General features: G+C 68.0%; 24 protein-coding genes. 18 read left to right on the forward strand and 6 right to left on the reverse strand.

The window, feature by feature from the left end:
• The first annotated feature begins 70 nt into the window (after nucleotides 1-70).
• From OG801_RS27640 to OG801_RS27680, 9 genes are all read left to right on the forward strand, one after another.
• Nucleotides 71-352, forward strand: a complete 282-nt coding sequence (locus OG801_RS27640) for a hypothetical protein (RefSeq protein ID WP_406032297.1) — start codon at nucleotides 71-73, stop codon at nucleotides 350-352.
• Nucleotides 349-573: a hypothetical protein gene (locus OG801_RS27645; RefSeq protein WP_355229393.1), complete on the forward strand. Its 225-nt coding sequence runs from the start codon at nucleotides 349-351 to the stop codon at nucleotides 571-573. The genes OG801_RS27640 and OG801_RS27645 overlap by 4 nt, the downstream gene beginning before the upstream one ends.
• Nucleotides 570-1,100, forward strand: coding sequence for a hypothetical protein (locus OG801_RS27650; protein ID WP_406032300.1), 531 nt, complete (start codon nucleotides 570-572; stop codon nucleotides 1,098-1,100). The genes OG801_RS27645 and OG801_RS27650 overlap by 4 nt, the downstream gene beginning before the upstream one ends.
• Before the next feature lie 226 nt (nucleotides 1,101-1,326).
• Entirely contained in the window at nucleotides 1,327-3,885 is a 2,559-nt protein-coding gene (locus OG801_RS27655) for a LuxR C-terminal-related transcriptional regulator (protein ID WP_406032301.1), read from the forward strand.
• A 112-nt stretch (nucleotides 3,886-3,997) separates the two neighbouring features.
• Nucleotides 3,998-4,546: a hypothetical protein gene (locus tag OG801_RS27660; RefSeq protein ID WP_406032303.1), complete on the forward strand. Its 549-nt coding sequence runs from the start codon at nucleotides 3,998-4,000 to the stop codon at nucleotides 4,544-4,546.
• A gap of 27 nt (nucleotides 4,547-4,573) precedes the next feature.
• On the forward strand, nucleotides 4,574-5,722 hold the full coding sequence (locus tag OG801_RS27665) for a DUF4331 family protein (protein ID WP_406032304.1): 1,149 nt from the start codon (nucleotides 4,574-4,576) through the stop codon (nucleotides 5,720-5,722).
• A gap of 1 nt (nucleotide 5,723) precedes the next feature.
• A complete protein-coding gene (locus tag OG801_RS27670; protein WP_406032306.1) occupies nucleotides 5,724-7,085 on the forward strand; it encodes a Dyp-type peroxidase in 1,362 nt (453 codons plus the stop codon).
• Nucleotides 7,082-7,942 carry an enoyl-CoA hydratase/isomerase family protein gene (locus OG801_RS27675; RefSeq protein WP_406032308.1) on the forward strand — a complete coding sequence of 287 codons (861 nt, stop codon included), beginning with the start codon at nucleotides 7,082-7,084 and terminating at the stop codon, nucleotides 7,940-7,942. Before OG801_RS27670 ends, OG801_RS27675 begins: the two co-directional genes overlap by 4 nt.
• Nucleotides 7,943-7,978: 36 nt before the next feature.
• Complete coding sequence (locus OG801_RS27680) at nucleotides 7,979-9,061, forward strand: sulfite oxidase (RefSeq protein WP_406032310.1); 1,083 nt, start codon at nucleotides 7,979-7,981, stop codon at nucleotides 9,059-9,061.
• 18 nt (nucleotides 9,062-9,079) lie between these two features.
• On the opposite strand, the gene OG801_RS27685 is transcribed toward OG801_RS27680, so the two are convergent.
• The gene (locus OG801_RS27685; protein WP_406032312.1) at nucleotides 9,080-9,649 is read right to left on the reverse strand and encodes a TetR/AcrR family transcriptional regulator; all 570 of its coding nucleotides are present in this window, start codon (nucleotides 9,647-9,649) and stop codon (nucleotides 9,080-9,082) included.
• A 316-nt stretch (nucleotides 9,650-9,965) separates the two neighbouring features.
• Here OG801_RS27685 and OG801_RS27690 point away from each other — a divergent pair, with 316 nt between their 5' ends.
• Together OG801_RS27690 and OG801_RS27695 are read left to right on the forward strand one after the other, a co-directional pair.
• Nucleotides 9,966-11,318, forward strand: a complete 1,353-nt coding sequence (locus OG801_RS27690; protein ID WP_406032314.1) for an SCP2 sterol-binding domain-containing protein — start codon at nucleotides 9,966-9,968, stop codon at nucleotides 11,316-11,318.
• A gap of 53 nt (nucleotides 11,319-11,371) precedes the next feature.
• Nucleotides 11,372-12,334 (forward strand): PDR/VanB family oxidoreductase, encoded by a 963-nt coding sequence (locus OG801_RS27695; RefSeq protein ID WP_406032316.1) that lies wholly within the window; start codon nucleotides 11,372-11,374, stop codon nucleotides 12,332-12,334.
• Nucleotides 12,335-12,417: 83 nt separating this feature from the next.
• On the opposite strand, the gene OG801_RS27700 is transcribed toward OG801_RS27695, so the two are convergent.
• Complete coding sequence (locus tag OG801_RS27700; RefSeq protein ID WP_406032318.1) at nucleotides 12,418-13,428, reverse strand: AraC family transcriptional regulator; 1,011 nt, start codon at nucleotides 13,426-13,428, stop codon at nucleotides 12,418-12,420.
• Between the two features lie 70 nt (nucleotides 13,429-13,498).
• Between OG801_RS27700 and OG801_RS27705 the strand changes: the two genes are divergently transcribed.
• The 6 genes from OG801_RS27705 to OG801_RS27730 all read left to right on the forward strand — a co-directional run bounded on the left by OG801_RS27705 (nucleotide 13,499) and on the right by OG801_RS27730 (nucleotide 19,437).
• The gene (locus OG801_RS27705; protein WP_406032319.1) at nucleotides 13,499-14,347 is read left to right on the forward strand and encodes an SDR family NAD(P)-dependent oxidoreductase; all 849 of its coding nucleotides are present in this window, start codon (nucleotides 13,499-13,501) and stop codon (nucleotides 14,345-14,347) included.
• A gap of 38 nt (nucleotides 14,348-14,385) precedes the next feature.
• A complete protein-coding gene (locus tag OG801_RS27710; RefSeq protein ID WP_406032321.1) occupies nucleotides 14,386-15,282 on the forward strand; it encodes a M24 family metallopeptidase in 897 nt (298 codons plus the stop codon).
• Between the two features lie 68 nt (nucleotides 15,283-15,350).
• On the forward strand, nucleotides 15,351-16,280 hold the full coding sequence (locus OG801_RS27715; RefSeq protein WP_406032323.1) for an alpha/beta fold hydrolase: 930 nt from the start codon (nucleotides 15,351-15,353) through the stop codon (nucleotides 16,278-16,280).
• Nucleotides 16,277-17,785, forward strand: a complete 1,509-nt coding sequence (locus OG801_RS27720) for a long-chain-fatty-acid--CoA ligase (protein ID WP_406032325.1) — start codon at nucleotides 16,277-16,279, stop codon at nucleotides 17,783-17,785. Before OG801_RS27715 ends, OG801_RS27720 begins: the two co-directional genes overlap by 4 nt.
• Complete coding sequence (locus tag OG801_RS27725) at nucleotides 17,782-18,561, forward strand: enoyl-CoA hydratase/isomerase family protein (RefSeq protein WP_406032327.1); 780 nt, start codon at nucleotides 17,782-17,784, stop codon at nucleotides 18,559-18,561. The genes OG801_RS27720 and OG801_RS27725 overlap by 4 nt, the downstream gene beginning before the upstream one ends.
• A gap of 102 nt (nucleotides 18,562-18,663) precedes the next feature.
• Nucleotides 18,664-19,437: a methyltransferase family protein gene (locus OG801_RS27730; protein ID WP_406032329.1), complete on the forward strand. Its 774-nt coding sequence runs from the start codon at nucleotides 18,664-18,666 to the stop codon at nucleotides 19,435-19,437.
• Nucleotides 19,438-19,453: 16 nt separating this feature from the next.
• On the opposite strand, the gene OG801_RS27735 is transcribed toward OG801_RS27730, so the two are convergent.
• Nucleotides 19,454-19,963 (reverse strand): nuclear transport factor 2 family protein, encoded by a 510-nt coding sequence (locus OG801_RS27735; RefSeq protein ID WP_355017134.1) that lies wholly within the window; start codon nucleotides 19,961-19,963, stop codon nucleotides 19,454-19,456.
• A gap of 58 nt (nucleotides 19,964-20,021) precedes the next feature.
• Entirely contained in the window at nucleotides 20,022-20,819 is a 798-nt protein-coding gene (locus OG801_RS27740; RefSeq protein ID WP_406032331.1) for an oxidoreductase, read from the reverse strand.
• Between the two features lie 120 nt (nucleotides 20,820-20,939).
• Here OG801_RS27740 and OG801_RS27745 point away from each other — a divergent pair, with 120 nt between their 5' ends.
• Nucleotides 20,940-21,410 (forward strand): helix-turn-helix domain-containing protein, encoded by a 471-nt coding sequence (locus tag OG801_RS27745; protein ID WP_355017136.1) that lies wholly within the window; start codon nucleotides 20,940-20,942, stop codon nucleotides 21,408-21,410.
• A 29-nt stretch (nucleotides 21,411-21,439) separates the two neighbouring features.
• Here OG801_RS27745 and OG801_RS27750 read toward each other — a convergent pair whose 3' ends face one another.
• On the reverse strand, nucleotides 21,440-23,182 hold the full coding sequence (locus OG801_RS27750; RefSeq protein WP_406032334.1) for an ABC transporter ATP-binding protein: 1,743 nt from the start codon (nucleotides 23,180-23,182) through the stop codon (nucleotides 21,440-21,442).
• Nucleotides 23,179-24,870 (reverse strand): ABC transporter ATP-binding protein, encoded by a 1,692-nt coding sequence (locus OG801_RS27755; protein ID WP_406032336.1) that lies wholly within the window; start codon nucleotides 24,868-24,870, stop codon nucleotides 23,179-23,181. The genes OG801_RS27750 and OG801_RS27755 overlap by 4 nt, the downstream gene beginning before the upstream one ends.
• Nucleotides 24,871-24,885 lie beyond the last annotated feature (15 nt).

The following is a 24,885-nucleotide window of genomic DNA, read 5'->3' on the forward strand; positions in this document are numbered from 1 at the left end:
GCTGCTTCCGCAGCAGGATTGCTTCAGCTGTAGCGGCCAGGCACCGAGCGCGGGAAGTCGAGTTGAGATCATGGATCAGAACCCGCGGGAGTCGGTAGCCGCCGATGCCGCCGATGCCCAGGCCTTCGAGATTCGGGTTGCCGGGCTGGTCCCGCAGCAGGTCCTGGTGCAGCTCGTCGACGTCGAAACCTCGTCGCGAGAGACGAGAACCGTGTTGATCCGCCGGTGTCGGGACCAAGCCGAGCTCCACGGGTTTCTCGCGAGACTTCGGACCTTCGGTCTCGAGGTCGTGGAGGTCCGACGGCTCATCACCGGGGCGGCGGACGAGGAGCCGAGCGGGGGCGACGCATGAGTGAGGCTGGGCCCGACGAAGAGGTCGTGTTCGAGCTGACCGTCGAAGGCGAGCTGGGTCCGGTGCTCCGTTGTGCGCTGCAACCGGATGCCGTGGAGCGGCAGCCGTGCACCGTCTTCCGAGCCACTGCCGGCGCGGGTCTCGGCGTGGCCGACCTCGTGGGCATGCTGGATGCGGAGGGGCTGACGGTGGAGAGCATCCGGGTGGCCGGCCTCCGATGAACGGCGAGGATGTGAGTCGCGAGGTCAGCGAGCCGCACGGTGGACAGGACACGCGGTTCGGTCGTGGGCCCGGCGCGGTGGCCGGCGCCGTCTACGGCCTCGTCTCGATCATCGCCGTCATCGTCGGAGCGTCACACTTCGACGACTCCGCCGGCCGCGTCTTCGCCTTCGCCGTGGTCTCCAGCTTCGTGATCTGGACCGTGCACGTCTACGCGTCGATCCTGGCCGAATCGGGGTCGGAGCTCGCGCCGTGGCGCAGCGTCCTCATCGCGGGCGTACGTCACGAGATCGGAATCGTGGAGGGTGTGTTCGTCCCGCTGCTCATCCTGTTCCTCGGAGCGATCGGGTGGATCGATGACGGACGTGCCATCGCCTGGTCCATGTGGTCCGGCGTCGTGCTCCTGGTTCTCATCCCGCTGTTCTGGCTCCGTCGGACGGGCCGCTCGTGGGTTGGGTCCTTGGTCGCGTCCGGGGCGTGTGGGCTGCTCGGCCTGGGGCTGACCTGGATGAAGGTCCTGCTGCACTGACCCACGCGAGCTGACGCATACGGGCTATATACGGCATCAGGACGTAGTACTAGCGTAAAGAGTCGCTCGGGACTGACGTTCCCCCTGTTCAATCCGTTGGGCGCACGTGTGCGCTTTGGTTCGATCTAGGAGGCACGTCGACGAGATGGGACCTCACCCGGGCGACGGCTGGTTCGGCATCCCGACGGTTCCCTCGGGACATGTGCCGCGGCCTAGCCTCTTGCAGATGCTCGATCGCAGTGACGACTGCTCGTTCGTGCTGGTCAGCGCGCCGGCTGGGACCGGGAAGACCGCCCTGGTGGCGGAATGGGTCGCGGCGGGCGGGGAGCAGGACAGCACAGCGTGGATCACCTTCGAGGGGACGGATGCCGCGTTCTGGCCCGGTCTCTTCGGGTGCCTCGAGAGCCTGGGCGTAGCGGTCTCACCCGATACGGTCCGAAGGAATGAGGGCGCGCTCGACCGCCAGGTTCGCCGGACGGTTGCGGAGGCGGTCTGCGGCCACCCGGCCCGACTGACGGTCGTGGTGGATGGATACGACCTGCTCTCCGCGGACGTGGCGGAAGATCTGGACTTCCTGTTGCGACACACCGGTGACCGTCTCCGGCTGGTGATGGCGACGCGGTCCGATCCGGTGCTTCCGCTGTATCGATACCGGCTCGATGACACGGTCGTCGAAGTGCGGATGTCGGACCTCGCCTTCACCGATGAGGAAGCCGGTGAGCTGACCCTGCGGGCGGGACTGACCCTGACACCGGACTCGGTGCACGCGCTAAACCTTCGGACGAAGGGATGGGCGGCCGGGCTGCGGTTCGGCGCACAGCTCCTGCGGCTGCGACCGGAGCCGGATCACGCGGTCGCGGAGATCGTCGGCGACACCGGGAACATCGCGGAGTACCTCGTGGGCGAAGTGCTGGCCGCCCAGAGCCCAGACGTACGAGCCCTGCTCCTGGCGACGAGCGTTCCCGACACGATCCAACCGGGACTGGCCGAGGCGCTCGCCGGTCCCACGGCCGAACGTACGCTGAACCTTCTGACCCGGGACAACGTGCTCATCGAGCCCGTATCGGGGTGTCCTGGGTGCTACCGCTACCACCCGCTCTTCCGGGACCTCCTTCGCGCTGTGCTCGCCTATGAATCGCCTGATGAGATGAGGCGCCTGCAACGAACGGCGGCTGAGTGGTACGCCCACGACGGTCAGGTCACTGCGTCCGTCGGTCACTTCGTGGCGATCGAGGCCTGGGAAGAGGCGGCCGCAGAAGTTGTCGACGACCTGGCAGTCGGCCAGTTGCTGCTCGATGACAGCACGAGCGCCTTGACCCGGTCGCTGCGGTCGATCCCGTCCGAGCTGGAGGACCCCGCGTCCACTGTCGTGAGAGCGACCCTCGCGTTAGGAGCCGGCGACACCACCGGGTTCACGAACGAACTGGCTCAGGTGCGGACCGAGCCGGGGGAGCCATCAGGCTCTCATCCCTGGGCCACGAACGTCGCGGTCAGGGTGCTGGAAGCCGTGGGGGCGCAGGCGTCGGAGGACCCGGGTGAAGCGATGTCCCTCGCCACGGCGGCCGAACAGGCATTGGAAGCGCCGGCTCGCGGACCGAAGGGGAACTCCCGCCCCGAGCTGATCTCTCTCGTCCTTGTCAGCAAGGGCATCGCGGCCCTGCGCCAGGGAAGGCTGGCGACGGCAGATGCGATGTTCAAGTCTGGCGTCGCCGCGGCCGTGAGCGCCGGGTCCGAGGCCGTACTCGTGGAGTGTCTGGGCTACCAGGCCGTCATCGCCTGCTGCCGAGGCAAGCTCTCCAGGGCCGCGAAGCTCGGGGATCGAGCGATCGGTGCGGCCGAGCGCATCGGTGCCAACGCAGCAGACCGGTCGGCCGCCGCCCGGATAGCACGCGGCTGGGTGGAGATGGATCGGTACGACCTGCGCGCGGCTGCCGATCACGTTCAGGCGGTCGAGCGACTGGACCTGCCGTTGCGTGATCCGATTCCCGATGCCTTCCTGGCTCTGATCAGGGCGCGCCTCCAGGTGGCGCACGGTGACCGGCTGGGCGCAGTCGGCAGGCTCGAGCAGGCGGCCGCCGGAGTCATGGACGAGAAGGGGTGGCTCGGTCAGCAGCTACGCATCGAGCTCGCCCACGTTCGAGTCGCGGCTGGTGAGCCGGAGGCGATGGCTGAGGTCGCGTGCTTCGACGACCAGCCCGAGGCTGCCCTCGTCGTCGGGCTTGCGCAGCTGCAGCTGGGTGATCCGGACGCTGCCGACGCCGCGATGTCCACGGTCCTGTCCAAGCGGGCTGCTGTGCCGGTCCAGGTCTCCGGCTGGCTGGTGGAGTGTGCGCGTCGGCTCCACGACGGACCGTCAGTGCGGGCACACGCGGCGCTCCACCGGGCCCTCACACTGGCTTCGCAGGAAGGAGTGCGACGCCCGTTCCACGAGGCGCCCTCGGTGGTGCGGCAGCTGCTCGTGCGGGACAAGCAGCTGAGCGCTGAGCACGAATGGCTCTTCGAGATCTCGACGGCGCCTTCACGGCGGTTGTCCGTCCAGAAGGGCGCGCTGACTTCGCCCCCGGCGGGCCCTCCCGCACCCGTGTTCGAGGAGCTCACGGAGAAGGAGATGGAGGTCTTGGGGCACCTGGCGAACCTCCTCACCACCGAGGAGATCGCAGGCGTCATGTACATCTCCGTCAACACGATCCGCACCCACGTACGCAACATCCTTCGAAAGCTGGGTGTCAGTCGCCGCAACGCTGCCGTCAGACGTGCGCGCGAGCTGGGGCTCCTACCGCAGTGAGCAGTGGCTTCGAGCCGCTTCGGTTCATCCACAGAGGATGAAGTCATCGGCGCGGACATCGTTCTACGGTCAGACGGCTGGAGTCCCGCCAGCCGGAGACCTGGAGGAAGCCGTGACCGCACCAGACGTGAGCGCCCCGCAGCCCGGGCTGAGTGTCGGGCCGACGAGCGAGTTCAGCCTGTTCTTCCGGGTCAAACCCGGTGAGTCGGTGTCCCTGCGCAACGCATTGCAGGCGCTCCAGGACACCCCCGGCTACCGGCCGGGCGACTACGGGATGGCGATCCAGACCATCCACGAGGCGCGATTCGTGCTGTTCGACGACGACACCCGGCTGGCGTTCATCACCAGCTTCGACGGTCCGTGGGACGCCTACATGGAGGACTTCTTCACCTCGGGTCCGACGCTGGCACTCTTCGACCTGATCTTCAGCCATGTCGAGGGGTACGACGGACTGCCGGACGTGGCGGCCGTGCGCTCGTTCGTCTTGGGAGCCGAGCAGAGCGCCGCGGCGTACGCCCGCAACTACGGCGGGACGGTCAAGGAGATCCGCAAGGCGCAGCGTGTGAACAGCGCCTTCCAGCAGGTCCTCGACCACCCGGAGGCCGCCGAGATCCTCGAGCATCCCGCGATGCAGCCGCTGCTCGACGAGGCCGGCGACTAGCCCGCGCGAGCGGGGCGAGGAGCAGCAGTGTCTGATCACATCTCAGGACCGCGTGCCCTGGCCGATCCGATCGCGGACATCACCGACTTCTACGCGTTCCCGAGCCCCGACTCCCCGGGCCGCCTCGTTCTCGTGATGAACACGCTGCCGATGGCCAAGCCCACCGACCTGTTCTCGGCGGGGTTGCTCTACCGCTTCCGGCTGCGGCCGCTGAGCGCTCCTGCCGCGGGCTCGACCAGCGGGGTGTTCGTCCCGGGTGAAGAGGAAGTGGTCCTCGACTGCGTCTTCGACTCACCGGAGCATGTGACGGACCCGGAAACCGGTCGGCCGGACCACGAGCAGCACGGCAGCTGCGTCGCGCCGGGCGGCGAAGAGGTCACCTTCCGCGTCAACGACGAGTCCGGAGGTGCTGGCGGGGGAGTACGTGTCTTCGCCGGGGTGCGCTGGGACCCGTTCATCATGGACGCCCGCGCCGCGCTGGCCACGATCGCGACGCGGAAGCTCGCGTTCACCGAGGACGGGTCGATCTTCCTGGACGGCAAGAACGTGCTGAGCATCGTGGTCGAGATCGACTCCGGTCTCCTGCCAGGAGGGATGCTCGTGGGCGTCGTCGCCGAGACCCTGACCCGGGGCGAGTTCAACGTACGCATCGAACGGGTCGGGCGGCCCGAGGTGAAGAACATGATGCTGGCGCCGAAGGACTTCGACCAGGTCAACCGCGATCTGGAGATCCGCGACCTCTACAACATGGAGGACGCCTTCCACCTCGGCGAGTCGTACTACGGGGCATTCCGGGCGCGCCTGGATGCCAACCTCGCGTTCTGGGACTGCCTCGACGGCAAACGGCACTGGCCTCTCGGAGAGGACGGGAGCCACCCGCTCACCGACCTCGTCCTCGCCGACTACCTGGTCGTCGACCCCACCCTCCCGTACGCCGAGCAGGGGTCCTTCCTCGAGATCGAGCTGGCCGCCCGACGTGGCGAGCCGCACCAGACCTGCGGGGGACGGGCCCTGAACGACGACGTGATGGACGCGCTCTTCACCCAGCTCGTCAACGCAGGCCACGGCCCCACGATCCGCGACGGTGTCGACTCCGCCAGTCGTCCGGCCACCAGCACGTTCCCGTATCTGGTCGCGGCGAACCCGGACCCACCTGAACCTCCGGAGCATCACTGACATGGACGACGTGATCCTCGAGCTCGACGACATCCAGTCCGGTGCGCTGTTCGAGCGCCCCTCGCCGTACCTGGGTGTCTACCTGCTGCTCAGCATCCGCGATCGCCGGGACGGCCGCGAGCTGGTCCGTCGGCTGCACCGGCTCCTCACCGCCGACGGCGAGGCCAGCGGGGCCGGCGAGACCTCGCTGACGGTCGCGTTCACCTACCAGGGACTGAAGGCGCTCGGCGTGCCGCAGGCGTCCCTCGACAGCTTCGCCCCCGAGTTTCGGCAGGGCATGGCGGCCCGGGCCGAGATCCTGGGTGACGTCGGTGAGAGTGGTCCCGACCATTGGGAGAAGCCCCTCGGAAGTGCCGACGTCCACGTCGCCATCTCGGTGCTCGCTCCCGACGAGGACCGGCTTCGGGCCGTCGCTGAGAGGGCCCGCCGAGCCCATACCGAGCTGCCCGGGATCGAGCTCATCTGGCGCCAGGACTGCTACCAGCTCGCGACGGGACGTACGTCGTTCGGCTTCAAGGACGGCATCGGTCAACCGGCTGTCGAAGGAAGCGGCCGTCCTGCCACCGACTCGCGCGAGCCCCCGCTGAAGGCCGGAGAGATCATTCTCGGCTACCCCGACGAGACGGGCGAGCTCGCTCCGATGCCGTCTCCTGAGGTGTTGGGACGCAATGGCACGTACGTCGTGTTCCGCAAGCTGCACACCAAGGTGGCGGCGTACCGGTCCTATCTGCGCGCGAGGGCGCGGTCGCGCGCCGAGGAGGAGCTTCTCGGGGCGAAGATGGTCGGCCGCTGGCAGAGCGGCGCCCCGCTCGCGCTCGCGCCGGAACGCGACGACCCGGAGCTCGGGAGTGACCCGGCCCGCAACAACGACTTCGCCTACGGTGACGACCCGCGCGGCTTCAAGTGCCCGGTCGGTGCCCACGCGCGCCGCGCCAACCCTCGCGACGCCTTGGACCACGAGGGCAGCGTCGACGTGCGGCTGCACCGGATGATCCGACGCGGAACCAGCTACGGCCCGCCGCTGCCCGACGGCGTGCTCGAGGACGACGGGGCCGAGCGCGGCATCATGTTCGTCTTCGCCGGTGCGCACCTGAAACGGCAGTTCGAGTTCGTGAAGACCCAGTGGCTCAACGACGGGATCTTCATCGGCGCCCCGCTCGAGGCTGACCCTCTCGTCGGTCCGCACGGCGAGGCCGGCACGTTCACGATCCCGCAACGACCGATCCGGCGACGGCTCCAGGACCTGCCGCCGTTCGTGGTCACCCGCGGCGGCGAGTACTGCTTCGCCCCGAGCCTGAGTGCGCTGCGCTGGCTCGCGGACCTGGAACCCGACGACCCCGCCACCGAGAGAGGAAGCAGATGAGCACCTCGAGCACCGACCGCTGGGCCGCACTCGACTTCGCCCCACCGGACCCCGACGTCGAGGAGACCGAACCGTCGATCCTCCTCGACTACCTGTCCGACCGCAGCGTCGCCCGGATCACGCTCAACCGCCCCCACGCCGACAATGCGATCTCGACCGAGATGGGCGCTCGGCTGACCGAGGCCGTCGAGGAGATCGCGGTGCGAACCCGCGTACGGGTCGTCATCCTGACGGGCGCCGGGGAGCGGGCCTTCTCGGTCGGTAGCGACCTGCGCCAGCGCAAGGCGATGACCAAGGAGGACTGGCTGCGCCAGCGCCAGGCCTTCGACCGCACTTTGTACACCGTGCGCCAGCTGCGCAAGCCGATCTTCGCCGCCGTCAACGGCATCGCGTACGGCGGTGGTTGCGAGCTGGCTCAGAGCACCGACTTCATCATCGCCTCGACCGCCGCGACGTTCGGTCAGCCCGAGGCGATGCTCGGCCTGGCGGCCGGGGGCGGCTCGCCGGCGCTGCTGCCCCGCCTGCTGCCGCGCGGCAAGGCGCTGCAGATGCTGATGACCGGCGACCCGATCCCTTCGGCGGAGGCATACCGGCTGGGCATGGTCAACGAGCTGCACGAACCCGGTGACCTCGCGTCAGCGGCACTACGGATCGCGGACAAGATCGCCAGTAACTCGCCGACCGCGGTCCAGGCGGTGAAGCGGGCCGTGCACCTGGGGGAGGGGCAGCCGATCGAGGAGGCCATCGCGATCATGATGGACGCCCACTGGCGCTCCGCGGTCCACCCCGACCGCGTCGAGGGCATCGGCGCCTTCAACGACGGCCGCGAACCCATCTTCGCCGACTCCGACTTCTGACCCACACGTGATCCGCCCCAAGGAGGCTGAACCAACATGACCGTTGCCGATGAGCTCGAGGCAGCCCGCGCCGCCCTGGTGATGATCAACCCAGCGCCGTACAACGCCGAAGCACCACCGGCCGCCCTCGCCGCCGACGTCACGCCGACCGAGCTCCACTACGTACGCAGCAACTTCGCGGTGCCCGACCACGACGGCACCCTCGAGATCGGCGGCGCGGTCGGCAAGCCCACGACCCTGACGCTCGAGAACCTGCGGGCGATGCCCGCGCACGACCGCACGGTCACCCTCGAGTGCGCCGGCAACGGCCGCCTGGAGATGAGGCCGCTACCGACCGGGGAGCCCTGGGGAGACTTCGCCGTCTCCACGGCACGGTGGACCGGAGCGCTGCTCCATGACGTTCTCGCGCAGGTCGAGCCGGCGGCCGACGGGGTCGAGCTCCTCGCCACCGGCGCCGACCACGGGCCGTACCACCTGCAGGCGATCCTCCCCGAGACCGATCAGGACAACCTCACCTTCACCCGCGCGCTGCCACTGTCACAGGCCACCGACCCGGAGTCCGGGATCCTCATCGCCTACGAGATGAACGGCCAGCCCCTCGGGCGCGACCACGGAGCCCCGTTCCGGCTGATCGTCCCGCACTGGTACGCCGTCGCGTCGGTGAAGTGGCTCGAACGCCTCGATGTCCTCACCGTGCCGTACACCGGAGAGTTCCAGACCGGTCACTACATCTACGAATGGCTCGACCGGCCCCACGAGCCCGTCACCCTGATGCGGGTCCGCGCCCGCATCACCGAGCCCGCCCCGGGCTCGGTCCTCACCCAGGAGACCTGCATCGTCCGCGGAAAGGCCTGGTCAGGCACCGGTCCGGTGACGAAGGTCGAGGTCAGCCTCACGGGAGAGGGCGACTGGCAGCCGGCGGAGCTGGACCCGGCCACCCCGGGCGACTTCGGCTGGCAGGACTGGAGGTTCACCTGGGACGGGATCGGCGTCGGCCGGCACACCCTTCGAGCCAGAGCGACCGACGCTGCCGGGAACGTGCAGCCCGACGTACCGCCGTGGAACCGCCTCGGCTACGGGAACAACGCCATCGAAGTCATCTACGTCGACCGACGTTAGGCCTCCAGGAAGGGCGGGTCAGTGGACGCCTTCGGCATCGAGGAGAGCACTCACGGTGGGGGAGACAAGCCCGGTCAGGTCATCGACGCCGATTCCTGCCCGGGCGCTGGCGCCGTCGAAGACCAGCATGAGCTGCCGGGCCAGCAGTTCGGGATTGCTTGCTCCGCCCCGCTCGACCTCGGCACGGAAGAACGCCGACAAGTCCTGCTTGACGCCACGGGCGACCCGACTTGCGGGGTGAGTCGGGTTCTTGAGCTCGATCTGGACGGTCAGATACCGACAGCCTTGGAAGTCTGGCGTGCCGGACTCGATCTCCATGCGATCGAAGACGTGCAAAATCCGTTCACGCGGTGACCCGTCGTCGCTCTCTGCAGGAAGCAGCCATGCTTTGTAGGCCACGGCGCCCCGCTCGAGGCTCGCGGCCAGCAACTCATCCTTGCTGTCGAAGAGCTGATAGAGAGAGCGTTTCGAGACGCCGGCCGTGCTGCACAACGCCTGGATACCGACGCCCACCCCTTCCTGGTAGCTGAGAGCGGCCGCCGCTTCCAGCAGCCGCTCCCGCGGGCTCTCCTTTGCCTCTGAGGTCATGAGGTGAGTTTAGCCGGATTTCAGCCAGTCTGAAACCGATCGGTTTCGTTGGTGCTGGACCCAGCGCGCGTGCCGTCGAGGCGTGTGTGGCGGCTCACGCCCGCAGTGGGCTTGCGTGAGGAAACCGATCGGTTTATTGTCGTGGTACCGATCGGTTTCTCGATGAGGTCGGGTATCGGATAAGAGACCCCGATTCGACCGTATAGGCGCATGGAATGCGAAGAGCGCTGCGCGCTGGGTGTCGAAATGTGCGACAAGGAAGACGCACGTCCTTTGCTGCACCCGAGGCGCAGGCGATATCAGAGAGGGTCATCCTTTGGCCAGCAAGAACAAGCTCGACGACCATCCCACCGTCGCAAAGATTCGCGAACGTGATGGTGACCAAGGTGTCGTGCGCCCCAACGACCCGCTCGATGTGTCGTGGTTGCGTCAAGTGTGTCTCGACGCGGGTGTGGATGATGTCGGTTTCGTGGAGATCGACCGACCGGAGATCTCTGACCAGCGAGAAGATCTCGAGGCCGCGCTGCCTGGCGTTCGAACCCTGATCAGCATGGTGACGCGAATGAACAGGGAGAACATCCGTACGCCCTCGCGCTCGGTGGCCAATCTTGAGTTCCATCACTCGGGCGACCACATCAACGACGCCGCTCGGCAGGTGGTACGTCAGCTCGAGGCGGTGGGCGTGCGTGCGCTCAACCCTGCGATGGGCTTTCCCATGGAGATGGACAAGTTTCCTGCGAAGGCCTGGGTCGTCTCGCACAAGCCGGTTGCGGTAGCTGCCGGTCTCGGCCAGATGGGTCTGCATCGCAACGTCATCCATCCCAAGTTCGGGAGCTTCGTCCTGCTGACCACCATTCTGGTGGATGCCGAGGTCGGCGAGGTTTCCCAGCCGATCGGCTACAACCCGTGCGTTGAGTGCAAGTTATGCGTGACGGCCTGCCCGACCGGAGCGATCTCCGCCGATGGCCACTTCAACTTCTCCGCCTGCTACACGCACAACTACCGCGAGTTCATGGGCGGCTTCGGCGACTGGGCGGAGCAGGTCGTCGAGAGCCGCGATCGTCACGACTACCGCTCCCGGGTGACCGACCAGGAGAGCGCGTCCATGTGGCAGAGCCTCTCCTTCGGTGCCAATTACAAGGCCGCGTACTGCATGTCGGTGTGCCCGGCAGGCGAGGATGTCCTCGGTCGTTGGCTGGACGATCGCAAGGCACATGTGGATACCGTCGTCCGCCCGCTGGTGGACAAGGAAGAGACCGTCTACGTGATCCCCGATTCGGACGCCGAGAACCACGTGGCCAAAACGTTTCCGAACAAGCAGACGAAGCAGGTCGGACAGAGCCTTCGTCCGGCCGACATCGAGGGCCTCGTGCAGGGGATGCCGTTGATCTTCCAGCGCGAGAAGGCGCTGGACATGTACGCCACCTACCATCTCACTTTCACCGGTGCCGAATCGCGACATATCACCGTAGATATCCGCGACCGCGAACTTGAAATCACCGATGGCCTACACGGAGATCCAGATCTCCGAGTATCCGCCGACTCCCAGACGTGGATGCGATTCCTTTCCAAGAAGTCTGTCCTGCCCTGGGCGCTTCTACGCGGCCGTATCAAGATGCACGGATCACCGCGACTGCTGCTCGCCTTCGGCCGCCTCTTCCCGTCCTGACCGGTCGATACACAAGAAGACCGATGAACTCATCACGAAAAGGAAGACCGATCATGGGAATCTCTCGCGCCGAGGTCGAGCGTGACCTCGTAGTGGCTGCCAAGGAGGCGATGGCCGAAGGCGTTGTGCGGCTGACGCTGCGTGATCCAGAAGGTCGGGCACTGCCGGAGTGGGACCCAGGAGCACATATCGATCTGGTGCTGACGGACAACCTCGTCAGGCAGTACTCGCTGTGCGGCGACCCTGGCGATCGCTCCAGTCTTCAGGTCGCGGTGCTGCAGGAGCCCGAGAGTCGGGGCGGTTCGAGCTACGTACACGACGTTCTGGCTGAAGGCGACGCCGTTCGGGTTCGTGGTCCCCGCAACAACTTCCCGCTGGAGAAGTCGAAGCGCTACCTGTTCATCGCCGGCGGGATCGGAATCACCCCGATCCTGCCGATGATCGCCGCGGTCGATGCCCGCGGCGCGGACTGGAGCCTGGTCTATGGAGGACGCACCCGAGCGTCGATGGCCTTCCGCGAGGATCTCCAGCGGGCCTACAAGGGCAGGGTGAAGGTTCGTCCCCAGGACGAGTTCGGGTTGCTGGACCTGCCCTCTCTGCTCGGCAAGCCGCAGCGCAAGACGGCCATCTACGTCTGTGGGCCGGAGCCACTCCTCGCGGCCGTGGAGACCGCCTCTCAGGAGTGGCCGAGAGGGGCGCTGCACGTGGAGCGGTTCGCGCCGAAGAGTGGCCTCGATGCCGCGCCACGAACCAGTTTCGAGGTCGAGCTGGCCCAGTCCGGCAGGACGCTGCGGGTCCCCGAGAACATGTCGATCCTTCGTGCCGCTGCGGACGCCGGGGTGTCGGTGATGAAGTCGTGCGAGGAGGGAGTCTGTGGAACGTGCCAGACGAAGGTCCTGGCGGGGGAGATCGACCACCGCGACTCGGTGCTCGACGACCAAGATCGCGCTGCGGGTGACTCCATGATGGTCTGCGTCTCCCGTGCCAAGGGAGACCGCCTCGTCCTCGACCTCTGACCGAGGCCGGCGCAGCACCGCTTCATCTGTCGGGCCACGCGATGTCCCCGCTGATGACCTGGCGAGTGGTTCTCACTCGAGATCTAGTCGGTGGCCACCGGTTCCGGGTTTCGCCGGTAGGCCGATGGCGACATACCGAACCAGCGCCGGCAAGAGCGCGAGAGGACGCTCTGTTCGCTGTAGCCGAGGAGGCCGGCGAGCTGTCCGAACGGGATCCGCGTATGGAGCAGGTAATGCTGTGCCTCGTCGCGGCGTACGTCGTCGACGACCTCGGCGAAGGTGCGTCCCTCTGCGGCCAGCTGCCGCTGCAGCGTGCGCGGGTGTACGGCGAGATGGGACGCGACCAGTTCGAGGGCGAGGCCACCGGTCGGCAGCATCCGGCGGACGAGCATGCGCACCGGTTGTGTGAGGTTGTCGTCGAGCGTGGTGACCACGCTGTTGAGGTATTCCTGCGCCATCGCGTGGACGGCGCTGTCGGAGGAGATCCGCCGTTCGAGCACGGCGGCTGGAAAGGTGAAGCCGTATCCGGGTTCGGAGAAGCGCACCGTTGCACCGAAGTAGCGGCGGTAGTCCGCCGGCGGGCTCAGGGGTTCATGCCGGAGATGGACCAGGATCGGGCTGAAGTCGTCACCTGCCAGGAGACGCATGATCCTCAGTGAGACCCCGAGGCTGAGCTCGGCGCCCTGGCGGTGCGGTGGCGGATGGTCTGCCCGGACGTCCCAGTCGAGCCGGGCCATGCCGTCGTCTCCGATGCGGAGCTGGACGGAGACGGCGGGGCTGTAGACCGACATGTATTGGTTGAAGGCCCGCAGCGCTGCGCCGACGTTCGGTGCGGTGCGCGCGGCCACGCCGACGGGGCCGAGGATCTCCACGCCCTGCCGCAGGGCGAGCTGGCGGCCGAAGTCGGAGGCGCCCGTCGCCGCAGCGGCACCTTCGAGGGCATGGATGACGCGTCGGTAGTCGATGAACTCGTCGTGGCTCCCGACCGCTGCCGCGGGAATGCGCGCTTCCACGAGCACTGCACTCGGGTCGCCACCGAGTTCGAGGATCAGTTCCTGATATCCCTGGAGTGATGTCCCACGGATCGTGGTCATGTCGCTAACTGTCAAGAATGTGTCACTTGATGTCAAGTTTCGAGGTGTGGCGGTCGCCACACTCATCTCCATGATTCTTTCTCATTCTCGCCTCGACGGTGCGCGGCTGGCCAGCGGCACCGTCGCGATCACCGGTGCCGGCAGCGGCATCGGCCAGGCACTGGCGCTGTTGTGCGCGGCTCGAGGGGCCAAGCTGGCGCTCTGCGACATCAATGACGAGGGCCTGGCGGACACGGCTGAGCGTGTCCGCAGCCTGGGCAGCGCTGTTCTCACCCGTCGGGTCGATGTCTCCGACGAGGACCAGATGGCCGAGTTCGCCCACGCTGCCTACGCCCAGTTCGATTCGGTCGACCTCGTGGTGAACAACGCCGGCGTCGCCGTCATGGGCGGCTTCCTGGATACCACCGTCAAGGACTGGGACTGGCTCTGGTCGATCAACGTCCGGGGCGTGGTGAACGGAAGCCAAGCCTTCTTGCCGACGATGATCGAGCAGGGGCGAGGCGGGCACATTGCCAATGTCGCCAGTGTCGCGGGCCTGCTGGCCAATCCGGACCTGGGTGCCTACAGCTCCACCAAGTTCGCCGTGGTCGGCCTCTCCGAGGCTCTGCGGACCGAGCTCAAACCGCACCGAATCGGCGTCACCGCGGTCTGTCCGGGCGTGATCAACACCCCGATCACCCGCAACACAAGGCTGCGCGGAGCCGGCAACACCGACCAGCGTCGGGCCAAGATCACCGCGATCTACGAGAAGCGCGGATACACCCCTGAGCGCGTCGCCGAGAACATCCTCAAGGCCGTCCACAAGGACAAGGCAGTCGCACCCATCGCCCTCGAAGCCCACCTCATGTACGGCGCCTCCCGCCTTGCCCCGTCGCTGGCGCGGTGGGCCGCGGGCCGGATGGCCTCTGTCGGCAAGTAGCACCACCACCCAACCTCATCGATCGAAGGGACCACACCGTGTCACGCGAACAGTTCACCTCGGCGCAGCTCGCCGATTTCAAGGCCGTGCAGCGGCTCGCCTACGACGCCACTGCGGCGGTCGAGGCCCAGCTCTACGTCGGCATCACCGAGAAGGAAGCCGCGGCCATGCTCGAAGACTGGCTGCGCGCACGCGGCGTGCGCCGGTTCTTCCACTACGGCTTCGCCTGGTTCGGCGACCGCACCCGTTTCCGCAACTTCGAGAAGCCCTCCGGCAACGCGCTCAAGCAGCTGCTCAGCCCGAAGATGGCGCACTTCGGCAAGCAGTTCCTGCCGACAGACCGCCGGCTCAAGAAGGGTGACGCGGTCATCCTCGACATCGGCCCGGTCCTGGGACGTGCGGCCTCCGACATGGGCTACTCATGCACCCTGCCCGGTGACGAGACCGAGGAGTTCCACACCGCCAGGATGGCACTGGAGCCTTACCGTCGGATGATCCTGGAGATGGTCAAGCGCGGTGAGTCCCAGGGCAACATCTACAAGGCCCTCGACGAGCTGATCGCCGACCAGGGCTACGAGAACATCCACAGCTACTACCCGGGTTCGGTCGTCGCGCACAAGATCGGCAATGTCCCCGGTGTGAGCCTGCCTACCTTCCGGGTGCAGAACTTCAGCCCCCAGGCGATCGCCTACCTCTCCGGCCACGTCTTCGAGTCACTCCTGCGTCCGGCGATGAACTCCACTCCGATCTGGAACGAGGAGTCCGATACGCCCTGCGAACCGGGCCTATGGGCCATCGAGCCGCACATCGGCAAGGGGGACATCGGGGTCAAGTTCGAGGAAATGATGGTGGTCACCGAGGACGATGCGTACTGGCTCGACGACGACCTTCCCCACGTCCGCTACTGGGCCGGCCACCTCAACGCCGCGGACTGACCCAGAGGACCGACATCCCAGCCGGGCCGCGCGTCGACGCAGCTCGTCATCTCGAACAGGAGCCTCGCGTGACTGCGAACCCCGTTACATCCCCCGATCGTACCGAGCCGAGCATCTCCGGCTTCCGGACCGAACAGGTCGTCGTCGGGGACGTCCGTATCCCGGCGTTGCGCGGCGGACCCGACGATTCGACCGAGGCCGTGGTGTTCGTGCACGGCAACCCCGGCGCCGGCTCGGACTGGCTGGATCTGATGCGACCCGTAGCGGAGTTCGCGCAGGTGATCGCTCCCGACATGCCCGGTTTCGGAGGAGCCGAGAAGCGGTCGGATCAGGACTACACGCTTGCGGGCTATGCGCGACACCTGGGTGGGCTCATCGATGCCTTGGGCTTGACGCGCGTCCACCTCGTAGCCCATGACTTCGGCGGCCCCTGGTCACTCACCTGGGCCGCCGCCCATCCGGACCGCGTCGCCAGCGTCACGTTGGTCAACACCGGTGTCATGCTGGACTACACCTGGCACCGCGTCGCCAAGATCTGGCGTGTCCCGATCGTGGGAGAGATCTTCCAGCGGATCGCGCCACGCCGGTTCGTCAGGGCGGTGCTTGCCCACGACAACCCGGGTCTGCATCCCGACTGGGTCGCGCGGATCGCCAATCACCTCCAGCCCTGGGGGACCCGGCGCGCGGTGCTGCGGCTCTACCGCACCACCACCTCCGCGATGATGGACGCGCTCGTCGAGCCCCTACGCGCCAGCGACCTGCCGTGCCTGGTGGTCTGGGGCCCGCAGGACGTCTACCTCCCCGCCATCCAGGCGCAGCGGCAGCGAGAACCGTTCCCGTCGGCGCAGATCCACACCATCCCCGACGCCGGCCACTGGTCCTTCCTCGAACGCCCAGACCTGGTCGCGCCCCTCGTGCTCGCGCACCTGCACAGCCATCACTCGACGGCACGATCACGCTCGGGAACCTCTCCCAGCCACCGAAACGAGAAGCCATGAACCTCGCCGAGAACCTCACGCGAACCACCCGACGACACCCCGACGACGTCGCGATCCGTCTCGACGATGCGACGCTGACCTACGCCGAGCTGGACGTGCTCAGCGCCCGAGCCGCAGGGTTCCTCCTCGCAAGAGGCATCAGACCGGGCGACCGGGTCGGGGTGATGTTGCCGAACGTGCCGATGTTCGCCGCGCTCTACTACGGAGTCCTGCGCCTCGGCGCCATCGTGGTCCCGATGAACCCGCTGCTCAAGGAGCGCGAGGTCGCCTACTACCTGGGCAATTCCGGGGCGAAGCTGATCCTGTCCGCGCCGGAAACTGTCGACGAGGCGCGCCGCGGAGCCACCGAGGCCGGTGCCGCCGTCGTGGTCACCAACGACGAGTTCGAGAGCCTCCTGGCCTCCACCGAGCCGCTGGAACTGGTCGTTGGCTGCACCGGCGACGACACCGCGGTGATCCTCTACACCTCGGGTACCACCGGTCAGCCCAAGGGTGCCGAGCTCACGCACGCCAACCTGATCCACAACATCGAAGTCACCGCTGAGTCATTGCTCACTGCATCGCCCTCGGACGTCATCTTCGGCGGTTTGCCGTTGTTCCACGTCTTCGGCCAGACCTGTGGACTGAACCTGGCTGTCAAGGTCGGCGCCACACTGACCCTTCTCCCACGCTTCGACGCCACCAAGGCCCTGGAGGTCCTGGCCCGTGACCGGGTGACCGTGTTCGAAGGCGTCCCGACGATGTTCACCGCCCTGGCGCGGCACCCCGAGCGGGCGGCCTACGATCTGTCAGCGCTGCGGGTGTGCGCCACCGGCGGCGCAGCGATGCCGGTGGAGGTGCTCCGCGCCTTCGAGGAGGCGTTCGGGTGCACCGTTCTCGAGGGCTATGGGTTGTCCGAGACCTCGCCGATCGCCTGTTTCAACCACCCAGGGGCCGAGCGTAAGGCCGGGTCGGTCGGTATCCCGATCCGAGGCGTCGAGATGCGTCTGGTCGACGAGGCCGGCCACTCGGTTGCCGACGGCGAGGTGGGCGAGATCTGCGTACGTGGCCACAACGTGATGAAGGGCTACTGGGCCAAACCCGAGGCCACCGTGGAGGCGATCCGCGACGGCTGGTTCTTCACCGGGGATCTGGCGCGTCGTGACCCAGATGGCTACTACTTCATCGTCGACCGCAAGAAGGACATGGTCATCCGGGGTGGCTACAACATCTACCCGCGCGAGATCGAGGAGGTCCTGCACGAGCACCCGGCCGTGCTCGAAGTGGCCGTCGTCGGCATCCCGCACGAGGAGCTCGGCGAGGAGATCGCCGCCGCAGTCGCACTGCGTCCCAACGCCGCCGCGACCGCCGACGAGCTACAGGCGTTCGTCCGCGACCGGGTCGCGGCGTACAAGTACCCGCGGCACGTGGTTGTCGTCGATGCCCTTCCGAAGGGCCCGACCGGCAAGATCCTGAAACGCGAAGTCCACATCACGCCCGCGCCGATGATCAAGGCCGACCTGTGAGCCGTCAACGCGCGACTCCCGGGCTGCGCTACACCGTTGCGGACGGCGTAGCGCAGCTGACACTGTGCCGTCCGGACAAGTCCAACGCCTTGGATCTCCCCACTGCGGAGTCGCTGGCGCAAGCCGTCGCGTCAGCGCGTTCGGACGACGCCGTTCGGGTGGTGCTGCTCGCTGGCGACGGACAGCGTTTCTGTGCCGGCGGTGACATCGCCTCGATGGCAGCGGCGGAGGATCGGTCCAGACACCTCGAACAGATGGCTGCCACTCTGGACGGCGCGCTTCAGGGACTGGCGGAGATGGACAAACCTGTCGTGGCTGCAGTTCAGGGCGCCGCTGCTGGTGCCGGCCTCGCCATGGTGCTGTCGGCGGATGTGGTCATCGGAGCTCGTTCATCGAGGTACCTTGCCGCGTACGCCAGTGTCGGGCTCACTCCTGATTGTGGACTTTCGTGGCTTCTGCCTCGAGCAGTCGGTCAGCAGCGGGCCCTTGAACTGGCGCTCACGGGCAGAGTCCTGTCCGCCGACGAGGCACGCGACTGGGGCCTGATCACGACCGTGGTGGACGACGACGAGCTGGCCGCCCGCGCCTCATCCACAGCCTCACGGCTGGCAGAGGCGCCGCCGTACGCCGTCGGTCAAGCCCGTCGCCTGATCCGCTCGGCTTGGACGGTCACACGTGAGGAGAGTGGTGCAGATGAGGTCCAGACGATCTCCCGAGCAGTAGCGACTGCCGAGGCCCGAGAGTTGGCGGACCGCTTCCTCCAACGCCAGCCGTGAAGCCCCTCGATGGTGCGGCTCCGGCCGGGATGTGCTGCGCGCACATGGACATGGGCTCGGCCTCTCTCGCGAGGTGGGGCTCTCCGTTCGTACGTTTCGGGCATGTCAGCTACGACGGAGCCACCCACACCGATCGAGGCGGCGGGAGCACGACCGGTGCCGCGCTACGCACGATTCGTTCGCGGACTGCAGCAACGCTTGGTCATCGACATGCCCGGCGGACCGCGCATCGTCAGCTTCGCGACGGTGATCAACTTCCAGAAGTGCCTGATGTTCGTCTACCTGGGCGCACTCATGTGGCTCTACAACGACCACACGCCGGCTGCCGCGAGTACAGCGGCATGGATCTACCTGGCCCTGCACGGATCGTACGGACTGGTCTGGTACCTCAAGGACAAGACGTTCCCGGATCCCGGGTGGCAGCATCGGCTCACTGTGCCGGGCGCCGTGAACGCCGTTCTCGCCGTCCTCGGTTGGTACTGGCTGTTCGGCTGGCTGCTGATCTCCGGGCGCGGAGGGGACTATCCGATCGATGACAACCCTTGGTTCGCGGTGTGCATCACTCTCGTCGTGCTGGGTTCGGTGGTGATGATCGCGGCCGACGCGCAGAAGTTCTTCACGCTGCGCGTCGAGCGCGGTCTCATCACCGACGGGATGTTCAGCTTCGTACGGCACCCGAACTACACCGGCGAGATGATGATCTACCTCGGATTCGCGTTGATGGTCTGGCACTGGTTGCCGTTCCTGGTGCTGGCCTGGGTGTGGGGTGGTGTCTTCACGGCGAACATGCTGGCCAAGGAGGCGAGCATGAGCCGATACCCCGAGTGGGCGGCCTACAAGGCGCGCTCACGGTGGGTGATCCCCTTTGTCCTCTGATTGACGCTTCCCCTGCTCAGCGCTTCCGGGGCTGGGTCCGGGGAACCACGCTGCGGTCCCCGGAGGTGACCATCGCGTGAATCGGTGCGGCGCTGACCCGCAGGAGCGTGGCGAGGCCGCGGCGGCCCTGCTGGCGGGCGAGGGCTGGCCCTAGGGTGGTCATCAGGGCGGTGAGGGCTGGCATCGGACGCCCGAAGAGCGTGATCTCGCTGATGCGCGCCTCGTCGTCGAAGCGCAACAGCTGAGCCTCCTCGAACGGTTGGCCGGCCACGTGTGCCCGGTAGACGAGCGCGTACGTGTCTTCCTGTCCGGTCTGCGTGTGGAATCGGATGTCCTCGACGGCCTTGAACGCCTCGGTCAGGAAGTCTCGTAGCTGGGTGGTTCCCTCGAGGCGGAACTGGTCGGTGAGCGGCGAGCTGAGGACGATGGTGGGGCTCAGGCAGGTGACGGCGGCGTCGACGTCACCGCTTTCGGCGGCGGCACGCCAGCGTGCAACCGTGGTGTCGAGGTCTGGCGTGTCTGGCATGGATGTCTCCTGACATCGACGAAATGGACTTGGGGGAGGGGTGGCGGGTCGTCGGCTGTCAGCCAGGGAGGTGGTTCATCTTGCGGATCTGGCTGTCGAAGATCCGGGCGGGTGCGAAGCGGCGCAGGACGCCTGCGCGTCCGGCCAGGGTGCCGGCGGTGTAGCGCAGTTTCGGCGTCGGATCCGTCGCGGCCGTGACGATGACGTCGGCGACGACAGCGGGGTCGTCGCCGACCTTGAAAGCTTCAGCCATCACGCGATCGAAGGTGTCTCGCTGCTGTGCGTAGACCTGAAGAGGCGCCTCAGGCTGGATGCGCTTGGCCTCGAATCCGGTCTTGGTGTAGGCGGGGTCGACGAGCAGCGACCGGATGCCGTGCTCGCGGATCTCATGGTCGAGGGATTGGGAGTAGCCCTCGATCGCGTGCTTCGAGGCGCCGTAGACCGCCATGTAGGGCGCCGGGATGAATCCCTGCACGGAGGAGAGGTTGATGATGCGGCCACTTCTCTGCTCTCGCATGTGCGGCAGCACCGCCTTCACCATGCGCATGACTCCGAAGACGTTGATGTCGAAGATCTCCTGGGCCTGGGTGACGGAACCTTCCTCGGCCGCGCCGACCGAGCCGATGCCGGCGTTGTTGACGAGGACGTCGATCTGCCCGAATCGCTGGATCACTTGCTTGACCACGGTGGCGGCTGAGGCGTCGTCGGTGACGTCGAGGTCGAGGAACGTCACTCCCTCCGGCGGAGTGGCACGCGAGGTGTCGCGGCTGGTTCCGATGACCTCGAACCCTGCCTTTGCCAGCGCGAGCGCCGCCGCCTTGCCGATGCCGGAGGAGGCACCTGTTACGAGTGCCACGGGGCGAGTTGATGTCATCGTGAGTTTCCTGATCCTAGGAGTGTGTTGTGATTTCCAACTGACCTGGCCAACCTAGACCAGTGAGTTGGAAAAGACAACACACCGGCCTATGGTGGGGAGATGACCGATTCCGACATGCGCCCCGGGATCCGCATGGCCGAGCAGCCCCTGGAGGTCCGCCCGTGCTCGCTCGCCGGGGCCCTCGAGGTGCTGGGTGAGCGTTGGTCGCTCCTGGCCCTGCGTGAGATCGGCTACGGGGTTCACCGCTTCGCCCGCATCGCCGGTTATACCGGGGCCTCGCGCGACATCCTCGCCGACCGACTGCGCAAGCTGGAGGCGGCGGGCGTCGTCGAACGTCGGCTGTACAGCGAACACCCGCCCCGCCATGAGTACCACTTCACCGAGGCTGGCAGGGAGTTGTTCCCGGTCATGCTCGCGCTGTCCCAGTGGGGCGACAAGTGGGCCGTCGACGCGCCGGCACTGAGCCGCCGGCACTCGTGTGGTCAGCCGGTCCAGGTCGATCTGGTCTGCCACCACTGTGGCGAGCCGGTCACCCGCGACACCATTCACGCCGAACCTGCCAACGCCTGAACGGGGCTAAGGACTCGAGGGGTGAGACGTCAGAGCCCGCGCCAGGCCGACCACAGCTGGGCGTAGCGGCCCTCGCCCGCGACGAGCTCGTCGTGGGTGCCGGTCTCGACGATCCGGCCGTGCTCCATGACGACGATCCGGTCGGCGGACTCGGCCTGGGTGAGTCGGTGGGCGATCACCAGCGACGTACGCCCGGAGGTGACCGCCAGGGCGGCGCGCTCGAGGTCGCGCGCACCGCTCGAGCCCGCCTCGGCGGTCGCCTCGTCGAGGACGACGGCGACCGGGTCGGCGAGGAGAACGCGCGCCAGGGCGAGCTTCTGGACGAGCGCGGGGGTCAGCTGGTGGGCGCCGTCACCGACGAGGGTCTCGAGCCCGTCCGGGAGCGCGGCCACCTCGGCCCAGGCCTCGACCTCGCGCAGCGCCTTCTCCAGCACCGCATCGTTCGCGTCGGGTGCGGCCAGCGTGAGGTTGTCGCGGACGCTGCCGGTGAAGGTGTGTACCTCCTGGGTGACCAGGGCTGCCTGGCTCCGGCCGTCGCGGACCGGGAGCCCGCCCACCACCACGTCGCCGGCGCTCGGGGTGAGCTGGCCGGCCACCGCCGCGCCGAGCGTCGACTTGCCCGCGCCCGAGGCCCCGACCACCGCGACCAGCTCCCCGTCGGCAAGAGTGAGGTCGACGCGGTCGAGAGCCGGCCGGCCCGGCACGTACTCGTGATGCAGGCCGGTGACCACGATGCCGGAACCGTCCGGCTCGCCGGCGGCTGCCGGGGCCGGGCGCTCGAGGAGAGCGAGCCCTGCGAGGCGTACGAGCGAGGCGCCGACCGACTGCACGTCGTCGAAGAGAGCGATGACCGCGCCGATCGGGTTGAAGAGCCGGTGGAAGTAGAGGGCGGCAGCGGTGACGGCGCCGACGGTCGCGGCATCCGCGCGGACGAGGAAGAAGCCGGTGCCGAGGATGGCGAGCAGGCCCATCAGCTCGGCCCGGTTGTTGCGGCCCAGGAAGCGCATCAACATGGCGAACACCTCGACCGAGATCGACGCCGAGGTCCACGAGGCGGCGCGGACCTTCTCCTGGTGCTGCTCGGCGATGCCGTACGCCCGCAGGGTCCGGTTGCCGTGGACGCCGGTCAGAAACGCCTCGGCACGCACGCCGTTGGCCTCGCGCTCGCGGCGGTAGTAGGGACCCGAGCGGGGGAGGTACCAGCGCAGCGCCATCACGTAGAACGGCGCCGCGAACAGGCCGGCGAGCCCGAGGCGCCAGTCGAGCGCCATCAGGCCGGCGGTCGTGAAGACGATCGCGATCACCGAGTTGAGCATGAGCGGGACGACGTCGGCCATGGAGCCGCCGATGAGGCGTACGTCGTCGCCGACCCGGGACACCAGGTCGCCGCTGCCGCTCTCCTCGAGCCGCTGGGTGTCGAGGTGCAGGGCCCGGTCGAGAACCTCCTCGCGGAGCTCCGCCAGCGCCGGCTCGGCCACCCGGGCGAGCAGGTGGATCGAGACCGCCCCGGCCGCGCCGGCGACGAGCGCGGCACCGAGGATCCAGACGCCGGCGGTGATGATGTCGGCTTCCGGGGCGCCGGCGCCGACCAGGTCGACCATCCGGCCGAGCATCCAGGGCGCCACCAGACCGGCCAGCCCCTCGAGGGCGAAGACGGCCAGGCATGCCGCCAGCAGGAGCGGACGGCGGGTGAGCAGCCGCCGCGCGAGACCGGCCGCCTCCCGTGGTGTGGAGACGGGGAGCTGTGTCAGCTTCTGGCTCTGGGTGGTCATCGCAGCACCGCCGCGCAGTAGTCGGTGTGGGCGGCCAGCTCGTCGTGGGTGCCGCGGGACTCCACCCGGCCGGCTCGGATCCAGACGACCTCGTCCGCGGCAGCCAGGAGCAGCGGGCTGCTGGTGAACAGCAGGGTGGCGCGGTCGGAGCCGGGGCCGTGCCGGAGGAGGCGTAGCTCTTCGGCGACGTACTGCTCGGTGACGGCGTCGATCGCCGTCGTGGGGTCGTGCAGGACGAGCACCGGTGCCTCCGCGGCGAGGGCCCGGGCGAGGCCCAGCCGCTGGCGTTGGCCACCGGAGAGGCTCTGCCCGTCGACTGCCACGTGCGTGGCCAGGCCGTCGGCCGCGACCGCCACCAGCTCGGTGGCCGACGCGACCGCCAGAACGGCCGTGACCTGGTCGTCGTCGAGGCGGTCGAGCGGGTCGACGTTGCTTCGCAGCGTGCCCTCGAAGAGGTCGACGTGGTGGTCGGTGACGAGCAGCCGGTCGCGTACGTCGGTGAGCGCGAGCTCGGTGAGGGGCTCGCCGCCTAGCCTTACGGTCCCGCGCTCGGGCAGCGACTCCCCGTGGAGCAGGGACAGGAGAGTGGCCGGCACCGCCGGTTCGTCGGCGACCACCGCCACCAGCCGCCCCGGCGGCACCGCGAGCGACAGCTCGGCGACCGGGCCGGCGGCGACATGGTCGAGCTCCAGATCGTGGCCGTGCGCGCGTCGCTCGCCCTCGACGACCAGCGCAGGCGTCGAGAGGAACCCGACGATCCTTGCCGCCGAGGCGCGAGACTGCGCCACCCGGGCGACCAGGGCGCTGAGCATCCGCATGGGCTCGGCCACGAACTGTGCCAGCCCCACGACCGCCACCAGCTCGCCGATGCTCAGGTCGCCGGAGAGGGTCCGCAGACCGGCGACGATCGCGATCACCGCCAGGAAGACACCGCTCCCGGCGGAAGTGATGCCGGTCAGCAGGCCGGCCCAGCCGGCCGCGGCGACGCTGGTGCGGGCGGCCGTACGACTCTCGCGGCGATAGCGCTCCAGCGCGACCTCCACGCCGCCGATGCCCTTGAGTGGCCGGATCCCGCGGATCAGGTCGCTGGCGATCCCCGTCGTACGTCCCAGCGCCTCCTGTCGTCGCGCACTGCGGTGGGCGAGGCCCGGCGCGACCAGGTGGGTGGCGCCGAGGACGAGGGGTACGCCGACCAGGACGATCAGGGCGAGCCACGGGTCGATGACGGCGAGTACCACGCCACTCACCACCAGCCCGATCGTGCCGGCGGCCGACAGCGCCACTTGCCGGATGACCTCGCCCACCAGGTCCGCGTCGCCGGTGGCCAGCGCCAGCAGGTCCCCGGAGAGCCGGTCGGTCCGTGCGCCACGCGGGTCGAGCACGTGCCCGGAGACCTCGGTGCGCAACCGGTGGCTCTCGATGTGGACGGCACGGTTGGCGATCCGGGCGCCGAACCGGTAGGACAGGCTCAGCACGAGGAAGTGCAGGCACAGGACCACCGCCCACAGCACCAGCTCGCGCAGGTCGCCGGTCGTCACCGCCCGGTCGATCATCACGCCGATCAGCACCGTGACCATCGCCTCGCACACCTGCCACAGCGTGATCAGGGCCGACGAGGCGAGCACGGCGCGCCGCTGACGGCGCAGCGACCGCCGCATCAGCGCACCCGGCGTACGGGGTGTGGACACCGGGGTCCTCCAGAA

This window comes from Nocardioides sp. NBC_00163, from assembly GCF_045206295.1.
In the GTDB taxonomy this organism is placed as follows: domain Bacteria; phylum Actinomycetota; class Actinomycetes; order Propionibacteriales; family Nocardioidaceae; genus Nocardioides.